General features: G+C 66.1%; 21 protein-coding genes. 6 read left to right on the forward strand and 15 right to left on the reverse strand.

Going from position 1 to position 16,615, the window contains the following annotated elements; translation table 11 throughout:
* Positions 1 to 10 precede the first annotated feature (10 nt).
* Positions 11 to 556, forward strand: a complete 546-nt coding sequence (locus DK847_RS00855; RefSeq protein ID WP_111196296.1) for an adenine phosphoribosyltransferase — start codon at positions 11 to 13, stop codon at positions 554 to 556.
* A gap of 116 nt (positions 557 to 672) precedes the next feature.
* Here the strand turns inward: DK847_RS00855 and DK847_RS00860 are convergent, their stop codons facing one another.
* From DK847_RS00860 to lgt, 11 genes are all read right to left on the reverse strand, one after another.
* A complete protein-coding gene (locus DK847_RS00860; protein WP_204508193.1) occupies positions 673 to 1,155 on the reverse strand; it encodes a MaoC family dehydratase in 483 nt (160 codons plus the stop codon).
* On the reverse strand, positions 1,152 to 1,604 hold the full coding sequence (locus DK847_RS00865) for a MaoC family dehydratase (RefSeq protein WP_111195730.1): 453 nt from the start codon (positions 1,602 to 1,604) through the stop codon (positions 1,152 to 1,154). The genes DK847_RS00860 and DK847_RS00865 overlap by 4 nt, the downstream gene beginning before the upstream one ends.
* A gap of 111 nt (positions 1,605 to 1,715) precedes the next feature.
* Positions 1,716 to 2,813 (reverse strand): redox-regulated ATPase YchF, encoded by a 1,098-nt coding sequence (ychF, locus tag DK847_RS00870; protein ID WP_111195731.1) that lies wholly within the window; start codon positions 2,811 to 2,813, stop codon positions 1,716 to 1,718.
* The gene (gene pth / locus DK847_RS00875) at positions 2,813 to 3,415 is read right to left on the reverse strand and encodes an aminoacyl-tRNA hydrolase (RefSeq protein ID WP_111195732.1); all 603 of its coding nucleotides are present in this window, start codon (positions 3,413 to 3,415) and stop codon (positions 2,813 to 2,815) included. Before pth ends, ychF begins: the two co-directional genes overlap by 1 nt.
* Positions 3,416 to 3,436: 21 nt before the next feature.
* Complete coding sequence (locus DK847_RS00880; protein ID WP_111195733.1) at positions 3,437 to 4,165, reverse strand: 50S ribosomal protein L25/general stress protein Ctc; 729 nt, start codon at positions 4,163 to 4,165, stop codon at positions 3,437 to 3,439.
* A gap of 246 nt (positions 4,166 to 4,411) precedes the next feature.
* Entirely contained in the window at positions 4,412 to 5,344 is a 933-nt protein-coding gene (locus tag DK847_RS00885) for a ribose-phosphate pyrophosphokinase (protein WP_111196298.1), read from the reverse strand.
* Between the two features lie 119 nt (positions 5,345 to 5,463).
* Positions 5,464 to 6,729 carry a hypothetical protein gene (locus tag DK847_RS00890; protein WP_111195734.1) on the reverse strand — a complete coding sequence of 422 codons (1,266 nt, stop codon included), beginning with the start codon at positions 6,727 to 6,729 and terminating at the stop codon, positions 5,464 to 5,466.
* 3 nt (positions 6,730 to 6,732) lie between these two features.
* Positions 6,733 to 7,884 (reverse strand): M24 family metallopeptidase, encoded by a 1,152-nt coding sequence (locus DK847_RS00895; RefSeq protein WP_111195735.1) that lies wholly within the window; start codon positions 7,882 to 7,884, stop codon positions 6,733 to 6,735.
* Positions 7,885 to 7,893: 9 nt separating this feature from the next.
* Positions 7,894 to 8,655, reverse strand: coding sequence for a peptidoglycan editing factor PgeF (gene pgeF, locus DK847_RS00900; protein ID WP_111195736.1), 762 nt, complete (start codon positions 8,653 to 8,655; stop codon positions 7,894 to 7,896).
* A 3-nt stretch (positions 8,656 to 8,658) separates the two neighbouring features.
* A complete protein-coding gene (locus DK847_RS00905; protein WP_111195737.1) occupies positions 8,659 to 9,708 on the reverse strand; it encodes a class I SAM-dependent methyltransferase in 1,050 nt (349 codons plus the stop codon).
* Complete coding sequence (gene lgt, locus DK847_RS00910) at positions 9,695 to 10,528, reverse strand: prolipoprotein diacylglyceryl transferase (RefSeq protein ID WP_111195738.1); 834 nt, start codon at positions 10,526 to 10,528, stop codon at positions 9,695 to 9,697. The genes DK847_RS00905 and lgt overlap by 14 nt, the downstream gene beginning before the upstream one ends.
* A gap of 120 nt (positions 10,529 to 10,648) precedes the next feature.
* Here lgt and DK847_RS00915 point away from each other — a divergent pair, with 120 nt between their 5' ends.
* The 5 genes from DK847_RS00915 (at position 10,649) to DK847_RS00935 (ending at position 13,135) form a co-directional block, all read left to right on the forward strand.
* Positions 10,649 to 10,927 carry an accessory factor UbiK family protein gene (locus tag DK847_RS00915; protein ID WP_111195739.1) on the forward strand — a complete coding sequence of 93 codons (279 nt, stop codon included), beginning with the start codon at positions 10,649 to 10,651 and terminating at the stop codon, positions 10,925 to 10,927.
* Between the two features lie 159 nt (positions 10,928 to 11,086).
* Positions 11,087 to 11,590 carry a type III secretion system chaperone family protein gene (locus tag DK847_RS00920; RefSeq protein ID WP_111196299.1) on the forward strand — a complete coding sequence of 168 codons (504 nt, stop codon included), beginning with the start codon at positions 11,087 to 11,089 and terminating at the stop codon, positions 11,588 to 11,590.
* Positions 11,591 to 12,412: a pyrroline-5-carboxylate reductase gene (proC, locus tag DK847_RS00925; protein ID WP_111195740.1), complete on the forward strand. Its 822-nt coding sequence runs from the start codon at positions 11,591 to 11,593 to the stop codon at positions 12,410 to 12,412.
* 9 nt (positions 12,413 to 12,421) lie between these two features.
* Positions 12,422 to 12,757: a tRNA-binding protein gene (locus DK847_RS00930; RefSeq protein WP_111195741.1), complete on the forward strand. Its 336-nt coding sequence runs from the start codon at positions 12,422 to 12,424 to the stop codon at positions 12,755 to 12,757.
* 9 nt (positions 12,758 to 12,766) lie between these two features.
* Positions 12,767 to 13,135 (forward strand): NUDIX domain-containing protein, encoded by a 369-nt coding sequence (locus DK847_RS00935; RefSeq protein ID WP_161957083.1) that lies wholly within the window; start codon positions 12,767 to 12,769, stop codon positions 13,133 to 13,135.
* Between the two features lie 418 nt (positions 13,136 to 13,553).
* On the opposite strand, the gene DK847_RS00940 is transcribed toward DK847_RS00935, so the two are convergent.
* The 4 genes from DK847_RS00940 to DK847_RS00955 are packed head-to-tail and all read right to left on the reverse strand — an operon-like array spanning position 13,554 to position 16,606.
* Positions 13,554 to 14,024 carry a hypothetical protein gene (locus DK847_RS00940; protein ID WP_111195743.1) on the reverse strand — a complete coding sequence of 157 codons (471 nt, stop codon included), beginning with the start codon at positions 14,022 to 14,024 and terminating at the stop codon, positions 13,554 to 13,556.
* Positions 14,025 to 14,031: 7 nt separating this feature from the next.
* Positions 14,032 to 15,372, reverse strand: a complete 1,341-nt coding sequence (locus DK847_RS00945) for an ATP-binding protein (protein ID WP_111195744.1) — start codon at positions 15,370 to 15,372, stop codon at positions 14,032 to 14,034.
* 15 nt (positions 15,373 to 15,387) lie between these two features.
* Positions 15,388 to 16,071: a response regulator gene (locus DK847_RS00950; protein ID WP_111195745.1), complete on the reverse strand. Its 684-nt coding sequence runs from the start codon at positions 16,069 to 16,071 to the stop codon at positions 15,388 to 15,390.
* The gene (locus tag DK847_RS00955; RefSeq protein ID WP_111195746.1) at positions 16,061 to 16,606 is read right to left on the reverse strand and encodes a MarR family winged helix-turn-helix transcriptional regulator; all 546 of its coding nucleotides are present in this window, start codon (positions 16,604 to 16,606) and stop codon (positions 16,061 to 16,063) included. The genes DK847_RS00950 and DK847_RS00955 overlap by 11 nt, the downstream gene beginning before the upstream one ends.
* Between the last annotated feature and the right edge of the window lie 9 nt (positions 16,607 to 16,615).

Here is a 16,615-nt window from a genome sequence, read left to right on the forward strand (position 1 = left end):
GGAGGACGAGATGGACCTGCGCAACGGCTTCGACATCAAGCGCTATATCCGCACCATTCCGGACTATCCCAAACCCGGGGTAATGTTCCGCGACATCACTACCCTGCTCTCGAACCTTCATGGCTTCCGCGCCGCGGTGGATGAGCTGGCCTGGCCCTTCCTCAAGGGCGAGATCGACTATGTGGCGGGGATCGAGGCGCGCGGCTTCATCCTCGGCGGTGCCGTGGCGCACAATCTCGGCCGCGGCTTCATTCCCATCCGCAAGAAGGGCAAGCTGCCGTCGCGCGTCATCGGGCAGGACTATGCGCTGGAATATGGCGTCGATACCATCGAGATGCATGCCGACGCGATTTCCAAGGGCGACCGCGTGCTGCTGGTTGACGACCTGATCGCCACCGGCGGCACGGCGGGTGCGGCCATCGACCTGATCCGCAAGTCCGGCGGCGAAGTGGTGTCCGCCGCCTTCGTGATCGACCTGCCCGAACTGGGCGGTGCCGCGAAGCTCAAGGCCAAGGGCGTGAAGGTGCACACGCTGGTGAGCTTCGAGGGGCATTAGCAGCGAGACCATCTCTCCTCATCATGCCCGGGCTCGTCCCGGGCATCTTTTTTGGCGCTCCAAAAGGATTGCCGGGACGAGCCCGGCAATGATGAGGTGAGTGGTGACGGCGGGAGCTAAACTGGCCGCTTCGGCGTCAGCACCTTGCCCTCGAAGGAAAACACCAGTTCGCCCTTCTGGTTGAAGCCCTCGTTCATGGCGAAGACCAGGCCCCAGCCCGGCCGCGAATTGAGCGCGCGCTTGCCCGTCACCGTGGTGCGGTAGGAAATCGTGTCACCCGGCGTCACCGGCTTGATCCAGCGCAGGTTGTTGAAGCCCGGAGACGGCCCCAGCACCGCGGGCTCGCGGCCTTCCGCGCGGATCGCGGCTTCCGCCTTCTGGTTGGTGGCGACATAGCACTTCATCCACGCCGCACCCGTGTGCCAGCCCGATGCCGAGAGCACGCCGAAGGGACCGTTGCGGCCGCCCTCCTCGCTCAGGTGGAAAGGTTGCGGGTCGTACTTCCGCGCGAAGTCGATGATCGCTTCCCTGGTGAAATGATGCGTGCCGAGTTCCACCACCTGGCCGATCTCGATCTCTTCCAGCCACAGCCCGATCATGGATGCCTGACCTTCATGAACTGCACGCCGATGACGTCGCACTTGAGCTCGCCTTGCGTATTGAGCAGCTCGAACTTCATCTTGAGAATGCCCATCTCGGGCCGCTTGGCGGAGATGCGGCGGGAGAGCACCGTGGCGCGGCCCGTCAGCGTCTCGCCGGCGAAGACGGGCCTGAGCCAGCGGCACTCTTCCATCGCGTTGGATGCCATGGCGGCGGAACGGTTGGCATAGCCCTCGACCGAGAGCCGGATGAGGATGGCGCAGGACTGCCAGCCCGAAGCCGCCAATCCTCCGAGCACGGAGCGTTCGGCTTCATCCTCGTCGACATGGAAGGGCTGCGGGTCCCACTCCTCGGCATAGGCGATCACCTCCTCCTTCGGCAGGTGATGGGTGCCGAGCGGGATGACGAGGCCCTCGGGGAAATCTTCGTAATGCAGCAGGTCGGACACGGGCTGGCCCTTCTATCCAGGCTCATCATGCGCGGGCTTGACCCGCGCATCCTTTTCCTTGGTCGCCAAAAAGGATCGCCGGGTCAAGCCCGGCGATGATGACTGTATGGACTACGTGTTAAACCGGAAATGCATGACGTCGCCGTCCTTGACGACATAGTCCTTGCCTTCCAGCCGGAACTTGCCCGCCTCGCGCGCACCGGCTTCGCCGTTGTTCGCCACATAGTCATCGTAGGCGATGGTCTCGGCGCGGATATAGCCCTTCTCGAAATCGGTGTGGATGACGCCCGCCGCTTGCGGCCCCTTGGTGCCCTTGGTGATGGTCCAGGCGCGCGCCTCCTTGGGGCCCACGGTGAAATAGGTGACGAGGTGCAAAAGGTCATAGCCCGCACGGATCACGCGGTTGAGGCCCGGCTCCTCGAGGCCCACGGCATCGAGGAAGTCCTTCTGGTCAGCCAGCGCCATGACGGCGATCTCGGATTCGATCTTGGCCGAAACGACGACGGCCACCGCATTCTCTTCGCCTGCGCGCTTGAAGACGCGGGCCGAGAATTCATTGCCCTTGTCGGCCGAGGCTTCCTCGACATTGCAGACATAGAGCACGGGCTTCGACGACAGGAGGCCGAGACCGCGGAAGGCCTTCTCCTCCTCCGCCGAGCGCTCGACGAGGCGGGCGGGCTTGCCGTCGCGCAGCAGCACGAGCGCGCGGCCCATCAGGTCGGCGAGTTCCTTCGCCTCCTTGTCGCCCTGCTTGGCCTTCTTCTCGGTGTTGACGAGGCGCTTCTCGAGGGACTCGAGGTCGGCCAGCATCAGCTCGGTCTCGATCGTCTCGATGTCGGCGATGGGGTCGATCTTGCCCTCGACATGGGTGATGTCGCCATCCTCGAAGCAGCGCACCACATGCGCGATGGCATCCGTCTCGCGGATATTGGCGAGGAACTGGTTGCCGAGCCCCTCACCCTTCGAGGCACCGCGGACAAGGCCGGCGATGTCGACGAAGGTGAGCCGGGTCGGGATGATCTGCTGGCTCCCTGCGATCTTCGCCAGCACGTCGAGGCGCGGATCGGGTACGGCCACGTCACCCACATTGGGCTCGATGGTGCAGAAGGGATAATTCGCCGCCTGGGCTGCCGCCGTCTGCGTCAGCGCGTTGAAGAGCGTGGACTTGCCGACATTGGGAAGCCCAACGATGCCGCACTTGAAACCCATCAGTTCTCTGCCTTCTTTGCGGGCTTCTCGGGCGCCGGATTGAGCGCCAGATGCACCTTGTTCTGGAATGAGCCTTCCTCGCCCTTGACGAGAAGCGGCATGTTGTCGGCGGTGGCCGTCAGCAGCGGCTCGAGCCAGCTGCGGTCGGCCTTGGCGAAGTCGCTCAGCACATAGCCATGCACCAGCTCCTTGTGGCCGGGGTGGCCGATGCCCATCCGCACACGGACGAAATGCGGTCCGCAATGCGCGATCATCGAGCGGATGCCGTTGTGTCCTGCCGCCCCGCCCCCGAGCTTCACCCGCAGCTTTCCGGGCTCGAGGTCGAGCTCGTCATAGAGCACGATGACCTGTGACGGATCGATGTCGAAGAAGCGCATGGCTTCCCCCACCGCGCGCCCGCTCTCGTTCATGTAGGTCTGGGGCTTGAGGAGAAGCACCTTGTCCCCGCCCATCAGGCCTTCCGAGGTTTCGCCCTGGAAGCGCTTGCGCCACGGCGAAAAGCCATGGCGGCGGACGATCTCGTCCACCGCCATGAAGCCGATATTGTGCCGGTTGCCCTGATATTTGGAGCCCGGGTTGCCGAGCCCCACGATGAGGTGCATCTGGCCCTCTTGCTGAGAAGATTACTTCTTCTTGGCCGGAGCGGCAGCCGCCGGGGCAGCGCCCTTGGCGGGAGCCGCACCCTTTGCCGGGGCAGCGCCCTTGGCGGGAGCGGCAGCGGCAGCGGGAGCCTTCTGGTTGGTCGCCGGAACTTCGGCCGAAGCGGCCTCGGCCGGGGCTTCCTCTTCCTTCGCCTGGGCGGTGACGGCGCAGAGCGTCACGTCATCGGTCAGGGCCGACTTCACGCCCTCGGGGAGCTTGATGTCGGAAAGGTGGATCGACTGGCCGATCTGCATCGACGAGACGTCGACGTTGATCTCGTCGGGGATGAGGTTCGCCGAGCACGACAGTGCCACCGAGTGCGACACGATGTTGAGCGCACCGCCCTGCTTGATGCCGGGGGCCACGTCCTGGCCCTTGAAGTGCACGGGCACGTTGACGCGCACGCGGGCATCCTTGCCGAGGCGCAGGAAGTCGATGTGGACGATGAAGTCGCGCACCGGCTCGAACTGCACGTCGCGCGGAATGGCGCGAACGGTCTTGCCGTCGACCTCGAGGTCGATCAGCGTCGAGAGGAAACGGCCGGTCTCGACATGGGGGAGAACGTCACCGTAGGTGAGCGAGATAAGCTGGGGCTCCTGCTTGTCGCCATAGACGACACCGGGAACGAGGCCGGTACGACGGACTGCGCGAGAGGCCCCCTTGCCTGCCCGGGCGCGCGTGGCGGCCTTGAGCTGCACGATCTTGGACATGTTAGTCTCCTGAGTATGATTGATCCGCCCGGACTTCCTCCAGGGGTGAACGAGCCGGCCGGACGGCGGGGGCTATAGCGGAAGGGGGCGATGGGGGCAAGATGGCGATCGCCCAAGGCCTAAGCCACTCTAAACGCTCACCAATTCCGTCATGCCCGGGCTTGTCCCGGGCATCCTTTGCTGCATCCGCCAAAAAAGATGGCCGGGACACGCCCGGCCATGATGGACTTGAGAGGATGCGAACCCCTATTCGAACAGGCTCGACACGCTCTCTTCGCGGTTGGTGCGGCCGATGGCTTCGCCGATCAGCGGCGCGATGGGGATGGTGCGGATGTTGCGGGCGACCTTCACGGCCTCGGTGGGCTGGATCGAGTCGGTGATCACCAGTTCCTTGAGCTTCGAATTGGTGATGCGCGAGACGGCACCCCCTGAGAGCACGCCGTGGGTGATGTAGGCGGTCACGTCCTTCGCACCCTTGGAGAGCAGCGCTTCCGCCGCGTTCACCAGCGTGCCGCCGGAGTCGACGATGTCGTCGATCAGGATGCAGGACTTGCCCTTCACGTCGCCGATGATGTTCATCACTTCCGATTCACCGGCACGCTCGCGGCGCTTGTCGACGATGGCGAGCGGCGTGTCGAGGCGCTTGGCAAGGGCGCGGGCGCGCACCACGCCGCCCACGTCAGGCGAGACCACGACGGTGTTGTGCACATCGAGGTGGTTCTTGATGTCGCGCACCATCACGGGGCCGGCGAAGAGATTGTCGGTCGGGATGTCGAAGAAACCCTGGATCTGGTTGGCGTGGAGATCCATGGTCAGCACGCGGTCAGCGCCGGCGCGGGTGATGAGGTTGGCCACGAGCTTGGCCGAGATCGGCGTGCGCGAGCCGGTCTTGCGGTCCTGCCGGGCATAGCCGAAATAGGGGATCACTGCGGTCACGCGCTTGGCGGAGGCCCGCTTCAGCGCGTCGATGATGATCAGCAGCTCCATCAGGTGGTCGTTGGCGGGGAAGGATGTCGATTGCACCACGAACATGTCCTGGCCGCGGACATTCTCCTGGATCTCGACGAAGATCTCCATGTCGTTGAAGCGCTTGACCACGGCCTGGGTGATGGGCGTGTTCAAGTAGGAGCAGATGCCCTCGGCCAGTGGCCGGTTGCTGTTGCCTGCCACGATCTTCATCATGCCCGAAATCCCCTGATCCGCCCCGGTTGCGAGGGTCTATAACAACCGTATGACGCGATGCAAAGAGGCATTTCGCTCATGCAACCATAGCCCCCGCTTATGGGGATAACCCGGTCTCAGCGATAGCGCTTGACCACGTCGAAGATGCCCGTTGCGGCGGCTTCCGCCACCGCGGTGGCCGCCCCGCCCCAGCCGCCATCGAGCGAGCCTGCCGGAACCTCATTGGCCTGCTTCACGTCGCCCAGCACCTTGCCGGTGGGCGATTTCACCAGCCAGCGCAGCGACACCGACTGCGTCTTGCCGTCCTTTTCGGCCAGCTTCACGTGGCCCTCGATGGTCAGCGCGTCGGCCTGGGGCTTGCTGACCACCGGCCAGCCGGCCGCCGACAGCGTCTTGCGCATGGCGGAGGTGAGTTCGTCGTCCCCGCCGCCGGGAGAGCCCTTGACCGGAACGACGGCGACGGCGCGGATCGGCTGCTGGTCCGGCTTGGCAGTGGCGGGAACGGCGGTGGCCTGCTTCACCGGCTTTGGCGCGGGAGATTCGGCGGGTTCGGCGGGTTCGGCGGCCGCCAGCGCCGTTTCGCCCGTGTCGTCGGTGGCCGGCGGCTCGGCGGCGCGGCCATCATCGGACACGGCGACCTTGGGCATCAGCTCCTCGCCGGGGATGGGTGACACCGCCGCGAGCCAGGGCTTGATCTCCTCATGCTCCACCACCTCGTCGGCATTGGCGAGCTGGGTGGTGCCGATCTCGGCGAGGCCAGGACCATGCACGGTCTCGAAGTCGATCTGGCGGCCGGCGGTGGGCCCGGCCTTGGCGAAAAGCTCCGGCGGCGGCGCGGTAAGGCGCGCGAGCCGTGCGGCATAGCCCATGGCCGCGAGCTTCTGGGCCATCAGGTCCGCCGTGCGCCGGGCCACCCGGTCGAGGACATCGGGGGTCACCGCCTGCCAGGGGTCAGGCCCGGAATAGACCCCGGCATTGTCCTCGCCCGTCAGGGTGTCGATGAGAACGCCGTCCGCGTCGCGGAACTGCCACTCATAGACGACCCGCACACCGGCATTGCCGGAATTGGCCCGGATCGAGCCGCCGAGGCTGAACACGCCTGCCCCGAGATTGCCCTCGACGAAGCCGATGTCATGCTGTCCGCCGGCACTCGCAAGGGATTGCTTGAACAGCTGAAGCTTGTCCGGCGGGATGCCGGCAATCTGCTGGAAGGCCACGGGAGGCACTGTCTTGCCCTTGGGACTGCCGTTCGACGGACCGGAATCGGTGAGGATCGAACCCGCCGAACAGGCCGTCAGCAGCAGCGCGAGGACGGCAAGCAGCACCGTGCCGAGAAAGCCCCGGCCCCGGCCTGCACCGCGGATCGCACCCAACTCACCCATGACTTACCGGATTATCATCCCCAGAGACGCCTTTGAAACGGGCTCCGCCTTCTTTTCCCCAATGATGTAGGTGCGGCCAAGGCAATAGGCCGCCCCTGCCGCGGAATTCATCAGGATCATGTGGGCGAAAAACACCATGCCGGGCCCGATCACCACCGGATTGTCCTTGTAGAACATGGGGCTGTCCATCCACGAGGGGGTGAACTTGGCGCCCAGCGAATAGCCGCAGGCATTGAGCCGGTGGTCCTTCATGCCATGGGCGTCCATGATGGCGGCATGGGCGGCGAAGACGTCGCCCGCCGTGCGGCCCGGCACCAGCTGCTCCTCCACCGCCTCGAGCGCCTCGCGGCAGGCCTCGTCCATGGCGAGGTGCGCCTTGCCCGGCTTGCCGATGATGAGGGTGCGCATGAAGGCCGCGTGGTAGTGGCGGTAGACGCCCGCCCATTCCAGCGTGAGCTGGTCCTTCTTCGACAGCTTGCGGCGGCCAGACTTGTAGCGGCAGAGCAACGCATCCCGGCCCGAACCGATGATGAACTCATTGGCCGGGTAGTCGCCGCCGCCGGCGAAGACGGCTCCCTGCTGCGCGGCGAGGATCTCGCCCTCGTCAGCGCCCGCCCTGGTCTTGCGCACCGCCGCCTTCAGCGCCGCGTCGCCGAGTTCGCCCGCCTTCCTCACATAGCGCAGTTCGGCGGGCGACTTCACCACGCGGATCATGTTCACCAAGTCGCTCGCGTCCTGGAGCCTGGCGAAGCCTTCGAGTGCGGCATCGACCTGCCTGCCGTTGGCGTGGGTGAGGCCATAGGACTGGTTCTCGATGCCCAGCCGCTTGCCCCTGGCGCCGAGGCTCTGCAGCATGTCGCGCAGCTGGGTGGCGGGCTTCGCCCCCGCGGCATCGGTCCAGATGCGGATGTCCTCGATGATCGAGGTGTGCTGCGCCTGGCGGAGATCGGCGGAGCGGGTGAGGAGTGCCAGCTTGCCGTCATTGCCCAGATAGAGGCACTGGAAGAAGCAGAAACCGAAAGTGTCGTAGCCGGTGAGATAGTACATCGACTCCTGCTGGAACATCAGCAGGCCGTCGAGGCCCTGTTTCTCCATCGCGGCGATGGTGGCCTTGATGCGGCGGGCGTATTCGGTGCGGTCGAAGTGCAATGCCATGGTCCGTCCTTAAGCGAGCGCGATGGCCGAGATGAGGCGGCCATAGTCCTTTTCGTTGCGGTGTGTGGCGCGGCGATAGCTGAAGAAGCGCTGCTCGTCACTGCAGGTGCAGAGCGACAGGTTGACGACAGTGCCCACACCCTCGTCCCGCAGGCGGTTTTCCAGATAGGCCGGAAGGTCGAACATGTAGTGGCCGGCGCGCGGCGAGGCCGTGAAGAAGCGCGCATTCTGCGCGTCGGCCTCGATGAAGCGGCCCGGAAACTCGGGGCCCACTTCGTAGGCCGCCTGGGAAATCATCGGACCGATCACGGCGGTGATGTTCCGCCGGCTGGCACCCTGCGCTTCCATCACGTCGAGCGTCCGCGCGGTGACGCCGGTGAGTGCTCCCTTCCACCCGGCATGGGCGGCGCCGATCACCTTCGCCTGCGGATCGGCAAACAGTACGGGGCCGCAATCGGCGGTGAGCACGCCGAGGCCGATGCCGGGCGTCTTCGTCACCAGCGCATCGACGCGCGGCCGCTCCTCGCCTTGCCACGGGCCCGTGACCACAACGGCATCGGGGCTGTGGACCTGCCAGGCGGAGAGCAAGTGATCGGGCGCCACACCGAGCTTGTCGGCCACCACGGCGCGATTCTTCGTGACCGTCTCCTTGTCGTCTCCCGAACCCATGCCGCAGTTGAGCGAGTCGAAGAGGCCCGTCGAATGGCCACCCTCACGGGTGAAGAAGCCGTGGGAAATGCCGCCGAGGGCCAGTGCGTCCGATGCGATCATGGTTCATCCGAAGGGATAGGGCGTGCTCATGCCCGGCGAGGTGGCGCAGAGCAGCTTGAACAGGTTACCCATTTGCGCCTCATCCGCAAGCCGCGCCATCTGGCGCGCGAGAACCTCGCGGGTTGCGGCATCAGCCTTGCCCTGCAGTTGTGCCACGCGCTGCTCCAGCCCCATGGCGAGGAGGAAGTCGCGCTGGGTCATGCCGCGATGGGTGATGGCGCCGCCCTCGCCGAGCGCATGGGCGAGCTTCTCGAAATCGACGTGCGAGGTGAGGTCCGCCTCGCCCGGCGTTTCGGTGACGGGCACGAAGCGGTGCGCGCGCATCGCCTGCAGCGTATCGCCCGGCGCGGTGTGGAGATGGCCATAGTCGATGACGAGGGCCGCGCCCCGGTGGGCGGCAAGCCTGGCGCCGATGTGGCGCGCGATCTCGTCACGCGCCGGGGCAAACTCCATCACGTCGCCGTCCTTGCCCATCGCGCCCGGCACGATGCCGCCCACGCCGATCGAGAGCCTGTCCTGCGTGAGGCCGATGACCCGCTCGCGCCACACGCCGTCCCGGCGTTCGAACTGGCGGATGGGGATGGCGTCAAAGAATTCGTTCGCCAGCAGGATCATCGGGCCCTCGGGCACGTCCTCCAGCCGGTCATGCCAGGTGGCGCCCTCGCCCACCGCCTCGCGCTGCCTGGCGCGCAGCACCGGGCTGGTCTCGACGAGATGGACGCTGGCCGCAGCGGCGAAACCGGGGGCGGCCTTGCGGACCGTGCGCAGCACATCGGCCATCAGCGTGCCGCGGCCCGGGCCGAGCTCGACCAGGTTGAAGCTGTCGGGCTGGCCCATGAGGCCCCATGCACCCACGGCCCAGACGCCGACCAGTTCGCCGAAAACCTGGCTGACCTCCGGGGCGGTGATGAAATCGCCGCGGTCGCCCAGCGGATCCCGCGTGATGTAGTAGCCGTGGCGGGGATGGCCGAGGCAGAGGGCCATGTAGCGGTCGATCCGCAGCGGACCCTCGGCGGCGATCAGGTCGGCGAGGAAGGTTTCAAGCGGGTTCATGACGCGACCTGAGGAGCAGCCACACGCCCACCGCGCAGAGCGGCAGCGACAGGATCATGCCCATGGTGAGGAAGCCGCCGAAATAGCCGAGGAAGGCATCGGGCTCCCGGAAGCATTCGGCGAGGATGCGGGACAGGCCATAGACCAGTGCAAAGATGCCCGACGCCCGGCCGGGGTGCTGCAATGCACCATAGCGGTGGGTGGCAATCCTGACCGCGAGGAACAGCACGCCGCCCTCGAGGACGGCCTCGTAGAGCTGGCTGGGGTGGCGGGGAACCTGCAGCTGGTCATGCGGGAAGACGATGCCCCAGGGCAAATCCGTCGGGCGGCCCCAGAGTTCGCCATTGACGAAATTGGCCAGCCGCCCCAGTCCGAGGCCAACCGGCACCGAGGCGGCGCCAAGGTCCAGCATCCGGTCGAGGCTGCAGCCGATGGCGCGGCCATAGAGCAGGCAGGCCACCACCACGCCGAGGAAGCCGCCATGGAACGACATGCCGCCATCCCACATCTTCAGGATGTCCAGCGGGTGGGCGAGGTAGAACAGCGGCTTGTAGAACAGCACGTAGCCGAGCCGCCCGCCCAGCACCACGCCCAGCACCGACCAGATGAAGAAATCATCGACCTGGGCCACCGTCATGGAGGGCTTCCGGCCGCCCCAGAGCCGGGGGGTGGAGACCAGCCGCTTCATGTACCAGGAGGCGAAGACCAGCCCGACGATATAGGCCACCGCATACCAGCGCACCGCGAAGGGGCCGAGCTGGACGATGACCGGATCGACATCGGGAAAGGGAATGACGGCGAGGAGGCCCGGGAGAGTCATGGCGGCGGACACTGGGCGCTCGCCCCTGCCCCGTCAAGGCGGCCCGGGGGCGCGGCGACGCCGCATCTTGAACTCGCAGGCCAAACCCCATAGCTAGGGCATTCAAAGAGGAATACCGCCATGACCACCACGCAGACCCGCTTCTTCGATGAACTGGCCAAGCTGATGACCAATGCCGCCGGGGCAGCCCAGGGCGTGCGCCGCGAGGTGGACACCCTCGTGCAGTCGCAGATGGAGCGGGTGCTCAACAACATGGAACTGGTGAAGCGCGAGGAATTCGAGGCCGTGAAGGCCATGGCCGCCAGGGCGCGCGAGGAAAACGAGGCGCTCCACGCCCGGATCGCCGCACTCGAGGCGAAGCTCGGATCCGGCGGCGCCTCCGACCAGCGCGCCGACTGAGGGCTCGCTCTCCGTCATCCACAGGCGGCGGGAAAAAAGTCATTCCCTGTGGAGGAATCATCTGAACCTCGTGGCCGACTCTTGATGCGACTCAATGTGTTGGGCAGTTTCCCTCCCGTGGGCTCGGCGGATGATTCGTCAGCCAGCGGAGGAATGACGATGGCCCTCGAGGCCCTTGAACGCGACGAAGACCTCAGCAATCCGCTCGACCGGGTGGAACGCATCGCCGAGGCCTATGACTGGGCCTTCTCGCGCACCGATGCCCGTGAAGTGACGATGGAAGTGTCCGGCGGCTGGAGCGACATGTCGATCTCGCTCAACTGGCGCGACGAGTTCGAGATCCTGCACGTGGCGGTGAGCCTCGAGATGAAGGTGCCGCAGGCCCGCCGCGACGAGGTGACGAAGCTGCTGGCCCGCATCAACGAGCAGCTGCTCGTCGGCCATTTCGACCTGTGGCACCTGGATGGCAGCCTTCTTTTCCGCAACAGCCTGCTGCTCGCCGGCAATGCCGAGGCCAATGACGCCCAGTGCGAGGCGCTGATCCGCTTTGCGGTCGACACCTGCGAGCGCTATTTTCCGGCCGTGCAGTTCGTCGTGTGGGCCGGCCAGCCGGCCGAACAGGCGCTGGAGGCCGCAATGATCGACACATGGGGTGAAGCCTAGATGGTGAAGCTGGCCGGAACGCTGGTGCTGGTGGGGGCCGGCAAGATGGGCGGGGCCATGCTGGAAGGCTGGCTCGCCGGCGGGGCGGACCCGGCGCGCATCGTGGCGATGGACCCTTCCCCGCCGCCCGAGATGAGGGAGCTGATCGCGCGCCACGACATCCGGCTGAACCCGGACGTGGCGGGCATCACCGATGCCCAGGTCGTCATCATCGCGGTGAAGCCGCAGATGATGGAGGAGGTGCTGCCGCGCATCGCCCCGCTCAAGTCCTCGAAGCCCCTGGTGCTGACCGTGGCCGCAGGCAAGACCATCGCCTCCTACGAGCGCCACTTCGGCGCCGACGCGGCGGTGATCCGCACCATTCCCAATACGCCGGCCGCGGTGGGCCGCGGCATCACGGCCATGGCGTCCAACCCCAATGTCACCCCCGCCCAGCTGGCCCTGGCGCGCACCCTGCTCGAATCGGTGGGCGAAGTGGTGACGGTGGAGACCGAGGGCATGATCGACATGGTGACCGCCGTGTCGGGATCGGGGCCGGCCTATGTGTTCTATCTCACCGAGTGCCTGGCGGCGGCGGGCGAGAAGATCGGGCTGCCGAAGGAGCTGGCCACCCAGCTGGCCCGCGCCACAGTGGCAGGCTCGGGCGAGCTGATGCGCCAGTCCGGCACCGACGCGGGCGTGCTGCGCCAGAACGTGACCTCGCCCAAGGGCACCACCTACGAGGCGCTGCAGGTGCTGATGGCGGAGGACACCGGCATGGGGCCGCTGTTCGAGAAGGCTGTGGCCGCCGCCCTCCGCCGCTCGCGCGAACTGGCCAGCTGAGGGACAGCGATGACGGCGACTTTCGATGATTTCCTGAAGATCGATGTGCGGGTCGGCACCATCATCGGGGTCGAGCCCTTCCCGGAGGCCCGCAAGCCCGCCTTCAAGCTGAAGATCGACTTCGGGCCCGAGATCGGCGTGAAGAAATCCTCTGCCCAGGTGACGAAGTATTACACGCCCGACACTCTGGTGGGCCGGCAGGTGGCGGCGGTGGTGAACTTCCCGCCGCGCCAGATTGGCAAGTTCATGTCGGAAGTGCTGACGCTGGGCTTCCCCGACGGCGAGGGCGACGTGGTGCTGGTGGCGGTGGAACGCCCGGTGCCGAATGGCGGGCGGCTTTATTAGGCGATGCGCATGCGCGCCTGCGGCCTGGTGCGGCGCGACGGCAGGCTGCTGCTGCAGCGGAAACGACATGAAGCGATCTGGGCGTTGCCTGGTGGGAGAGTTGAGCCGGGCGAGACCCCCGAGGCCGCACTGCTGCGCGAATTCCAGGAAGAGCTTGGCTGGCAGGTGAGTATCGCGGCCCGGCTGTGGCAGATCGAGAATGTCTTCACCCATCATGGCGAGGATGTGCGGCAGACTGAAATCTGCTTCGCAGTATCCTGCGATGCGCAGCTGACAGTGAAGGATGAAACGCTGGAGTTCCGCTGGATCTCACCTGTGGAGTTGCACACGCTCGATGTGCGCCCCGAAGAGGTGCGGCGCCGTCTCGCCGGTTCCTGAGCCCGCTGGGGTGGGTGATCGGTGCAGGAAAAAATCCACTTTCGGAATTTAGTCCTTGACAGCGCGCGCTCGATGTGCTATGAAAGGGCATACTCCGAAAATTTATTCAAAACCGTTATCCCGGCGAAGGCCGGGATCCCGCTTTCCATGAGCATGTGCTGAACCAAAGCTGGATCCCGGCCTTCGCCGGGATGACGGCGTTGGGGGTTGGGCGACGGCCTGGTTGCGGCGTGTGACGCGGCACACGATTTTGCGCAGGGCGCGACAGACAAGAGGGTGAGGGCGGATTATGTTCAGTGCGCTGTGGCGGCTGACGATGGTGCTGCTGGGCCTGATTGCAGCCCCGCCGTTCCTTGCGGCAAAGCGGGGTCCCGGCTTTCGCCGGGATGACGGACATGCGTGGAGGCGTGGCGGAGCCTCAGCCCATCCCGAACATCTTCTTCCAGCTGTTCATGGCCTGCATCCACGGGTTTTCCGCGGCGGGGCCCTGGCCCCAGATGTCCATGGGGGGCTTCATGCCGAAGATCTTCTCGTAGGATTCGAGCGTCATCTTCCAGGCGTCGGCCATGTTGGAGAACTGCTTGGCATCCATGCCCTGGGCGGCGGGGCGCTCGGTGATCATCGACCCAAGGTTCTCCCAGTAGTTCTGGGCATTCTGCAGATGCATCATCCAGGCGTCGTTGACGGGGCCCGGCGGGATCACCTGGTGGCCGGCGCGCATGGCGAGGAACAGGAACTTGCGGTATTCCTCGATGACGCGCTGCGCCATCTCGGAATTCTGGCCCATCTGCTTCTGCATCATCTCCATGAGGGGGGCGAAGGCCTGCAGGCCATCGGCGTTCATCAGGTTGAGCTTGAGCCAGAGCGGGTCGAGGCGATAATCCATCATCCACCACCTATACAGGGATTTGCACGGCGGCGCGAAGCCCGCCTTTCGGACTATCCGCCAGCTGCAGCTCGCCGCCATGGGCGCGCGCGATATCGAGCGCGATGGCAAGACCGAGGCCCGTTCCCGTCTCGTCCAGGTTCCGGGCATTGTCGAGGCGGACGAAGGGGCGGAAGGCCTCCGCCCGCTTGTCCGGCGGAATGCCCGGCCCGTCATCGTCGACCAGCAGCGTCAGCATGTGGTCCGCCACGCGCGCCGTCACCTTCACCGAACTGGCGTAGCGCACGGCATTGCCGATCAGGTTTGCCAGCAGGCGGCCGAAGGCATTGGGCTTGACCCGCACCATCTGGCCCTGCGGCACGTCGATCTCGCAGGCGCCGTCACGGCAGGCGCGGGCCGCGTTCTGCACGAGCGGCAGGAGTTCGACCAGCTGCGGCGTCTCGCCGGCATCGCCCTTGACGAAGGCCATGTAGGCCTCGAGCATGCGCTGCATCTCGTCCACGTCTTCCTTCAGGGGCTGCACCTTGGGCCCGTCGCCCAGCACGGCGAGCTCCAGCTTGAAGCGGGTGAGGATGGTGCGCAGGTCGTGGCTGACGCCGGCCAGCATGGCGGTGCGCTGCTCAACCTGCCGGGCGATACGGTCACGCATGTCGAGGAAGGCGACGCCCGCCGCCTTCACCTCGCGCGCGCCGCGCGGGCGGAAGGCGCCGAGATCGCGCCCCGTGCCGAAGCTCTGCGCCGCACGGGCAAGATCGGTGATCGGGCGGATCTGGTTCCTGAGGAAGATGGTGGCGATGCCCAGCAGCAGCAGCGAGGAGAGCAGCATGAGCGCCAGCAGGAAGCCGGTGGAGGTAGCGAAGGTGCGCTCGCCCCTTGTGCGGAAATCGAAGATGACATCTGGCGCGGCCAGCACCTTGACCTCGACGAAGTCCGGCTGCTGGCTGATGTCGAGCCAGAAGGGACGGTTCATCTGCACCGTGAACTCGCGCGTCAGCCGCGTGTCGGCCCGCGAGAAGAACGGCGTCGGCAGCGGCCTCGGCAATTCACCGCGGGTGATGGTGAGGCCGAGCCCGAGCGTGTCGTTGGCCAGTGCCTCGATCCGGGCTTCCGCATCGGCGCTCTTGTCGGAGCTTTCATAAAGCTGCACCAGGGCGGCCACGTCGCGCGCATAGCTGCGCGCCAGAAGCCTGGTCACGTTCTCGAAATGGCGCTCGAGGATGAGGCCCGTCATGATGGTCTGCAGCAGAACCACCGGCGCCACGAGGATGATGAGGGCGCGCGGGAACAGCCCCTCGGGCATGTGGCGCTCGAGGAAGGTGTTGAAGCGGCTGTAGAGCCAGTTCTGGGCCATGCCCCTCAGCCTAGCTCAATCGACGTGCAGCACATAGCCCGCGCCGCGCACGGTCTGCAGGAAGACCGGGTTCGAGGGATCATCCTCGATCTTCTGGCGCAGGCGGTTGATCTGGACGTCGACGCTGCGGGCCCCCTCCTCCGAGCCTTCCGGGGCAAGGTCGCCGCGCGCCACGGTGCTGTTGGCGCTGGCGGCGAGGATGCGCAGCAGCTCACGCTCGCGCGTGGTGAGGCGGATGAGCTCCGCCCCCTTGCGCAGCTCGCCGCGCTGGAGGTGGAAGGTGAAGGGCCCGAAGCCGACTTCCGGCAGGCCGCGCCCCGGCTGCTCCTGGCGCTTCAGCAGGCCGCGGATGCGCAGCAGCAGTTCGCGCGGCTCGAAGGGCTTGGCGAGATAATCGTCGCTGCCGGTCTCGAGGCCGGCGATGCGGTCCGAGGCTTCGGCCAGGGCGGACAGCATCAAGACGGGAACCGGATTGCCCTCGGCGCGCAGCCACTCGGTGAAGGAGAGCCCGGTTTCCCCCGGCATCATGATGTCGAGCACCACGAGATCGAAGGACATGATGCGCATGCGCTCGCGCGCTTCCGCCGCGCTGGCCGCCACGGAGATGCGGAAGCCGTTCTCCATGAGATAGGCCTGGAGCAGGTTGCGGATGCGGCGGTCGTCATCGACCACCAGGATATGGGGAAGGTCATCCACCATTCTGGCTGTCGCCCAGCAGGCTGGCACGGTCGATCCAGTCGCGCACCGCCTCGCGGTTGGCAGGCGAGACCATGTGATAGAGCACCTTGCGGTAGAGATGCGCGGCATTGCCCTCGGGCAGCGCCACGGCGCGGCGGATGCGGTTCATCTGCGGGCCCATGAGGCGCTGGCGCAGCTCCTCGCCCGCCGCGGTCAGGTGGAGCAGGCGCTGGCGGCGGTCGGTCTCGCCTTCCTTCTGGAAGACATAGCCCTTGTCGATCAGCTCCTTCAGCACCCGGCCAAGGCTCTGCTTGGTGATCTGCAGGATGTCGAGCAGCTGCTGCACCGTCATGCCGGGGTCGCGGCCCACGAAATGGAGAACGCGGTGATGGGCGCGGCCGAAACCGTACTGGCCGAGGATCTCGTCCGGATCCGACACGAAGTCGCGGTAGGCGAAGAACATCAGCTCGATGAGTGCAACCGTGTCCTGGTCGCTCAGGGCATGTTCGCTCGCGGGATGATCGCCCAATCCTTGGGCAGAAATTACGTCAGCCATGTTGACATA

The organism is Aestuariivirga litoralis, from assembly GCF_003234965.1.
Taxonomy (GTDB): Bacteria; Pseudomonadota; Alphaproteobacteria; order Rhizobiales; family Aestuariivirgaceae; genus Aestuariivirga; species Aestuariivirga litoralis.

What these genes read in the sequence shown, in the direction of transcription:
- DK847_RS00895 (WP_111195735.1), bottom strand. Translation starts at nt 7,884, where the DNA reads ATGGCATTGCACTTCGACCGCACCGAATACGCCCGCCGCATCAAGGCC.
- lgt (WP_111195738.1), bottom strand. Translation starts at nt 10,528, where the DNA reads ATGACTCTCCCGGGCCTCCTCGCCGTCATTCCCTTTCCCGATGTCGAT.
- DK847_RS00935 (WP_161957083.1), top strand. Translation starts at nt 12,767, where the DNA reads ATGCGCGCCTGCGGCCTGGTGCGGCGCGACGGCAGGCTGCTGCTGCAG.
- DK847_RS00950 (WP_111195745.1), bottom strand. Translation starts at nt 16,071, where the DNA reads ATGGTGGATGACCTTCCCCATATCCTGGTGGTCGATGACGACCGCCGC.
- DK847_RS00915 (WP_111195739.1), top strand. Translation starts at nt 10,649, where the DNA reads ATGACCACCACGCAGACCCGCTTCTTCGATGAACTGGCCAAGCTGATG.
- DK847_RS00955 (WP_111195746.1), bottom strand. Translation starts at nt 16,606, where the DNA reads ATGGCTGACGTAATTTCTGCCCAAGGATTGGGCGATCATCCCGCGAGC.
- DK847_RS00885 (WP_111196298.1), bottom strand. Translation starts at nt 5,344, where the DNA reads ATGAAGATCGTGGCAGGCAACAGCAACCGGCCACTGGCCGAGGGCATC.
- pgeF (WP_111195736.1), bottom strand. Translation starts at nt 8,655, where the DNA reads ATGATCGCATCGGACGCACTGGCCCTCGGCGGCATTTCCCACGGCTTC.
- DK847_RS00880 (WP_111195733.1), bottom strand. Translation starts at nt 4,165, where the DNA reads ATGTCCAAGATCGTGCAGCTCAAGGCCGCCACGCGCGCCCGGGCAGGC.
- proC (WP_111195740.1), top strand. Translation starts at nt 11,591, where the DNA reads ATGGTGAAGCTGGCCGGAACGCTGGTGCTGGTGGGGGCCGGCAAGATG.
- DK847_RS00940 (WP_111195743.1), bottom strand. Translation starts at nt 14,024, where the DNA reads ATGATGGATTATCGCCTCGACCCGCTCTGGCTCAAGCTCAACCTGATG.
- DK847_RS00860 (WP_204508193.1), bottom strand. Translation starts at nt 1,155, where the DNA reads ATGATCGGGCTGTGGCTGGAAGAGATCGAGATCGGCCAGGTGGTGGAA.
- pth (WP_111195732.1), bottom strand. Translation starts at nt 3,415, where the DNA reads ATGCACCTCATCGTGGGGCTCGGCAACCCGGGCTCCAAATATCAGGGC.
- DK847_RS00930 (WP_111195741.1), top strand. Translation starts at nt 12,422, where the DNA reads ATGACGGCGACTTTCGATGATTTCCTGAAGATCGATGTGCGGGTCGGC.
- DK847_RS00905 (WP_111195737.1), bottom strand. Translation starts at nt 9,708, where the DNA reads ATGAACCCGCTTGAAACCTTCCTCGCCGACCTGATCGCCGCCGAGGGT.
- DK847_RS00890 (WP_111195734.1), bottom strand. Translation starts at nt 6,729, where the DNA reads ATGGGTGAGTTGGGTGCGATCCGCGGTGCAGGCCGGGGCCGGGGCTTT.
- DK847_RS00920 (WP_111196299.1), top strand. Translation starts at nt 11,087, where the DNA reads ATGGCCCTCGAGGCCCTTGAACGCGACGAAGACCTCAGCAATCCGCTC.
- ychF (WP_111195731.1), bottom strand. Translation starts at nt 2,813, where the DNA reads ATGGGTTTCAAGTGCGGCATCGTTGGGCTTCCCAATGTCGGCAAGTCC.
- DK847_RS00945 (WP_111195744.1), bottom strand. Translation starts at nt 15,372, where the DNA reads ATGGCCCAGAACTGGCTCTACAGCCGCTTCAACACCTTCCTCGAGCGC.
- DK847_RS00855 (WP_111196296.1), top strand. Translation starts at nt 11, where the DNA reads ATGGACCTGCGCAACGGCTTCGACATCAAGCGCTATATCCGCACCATT.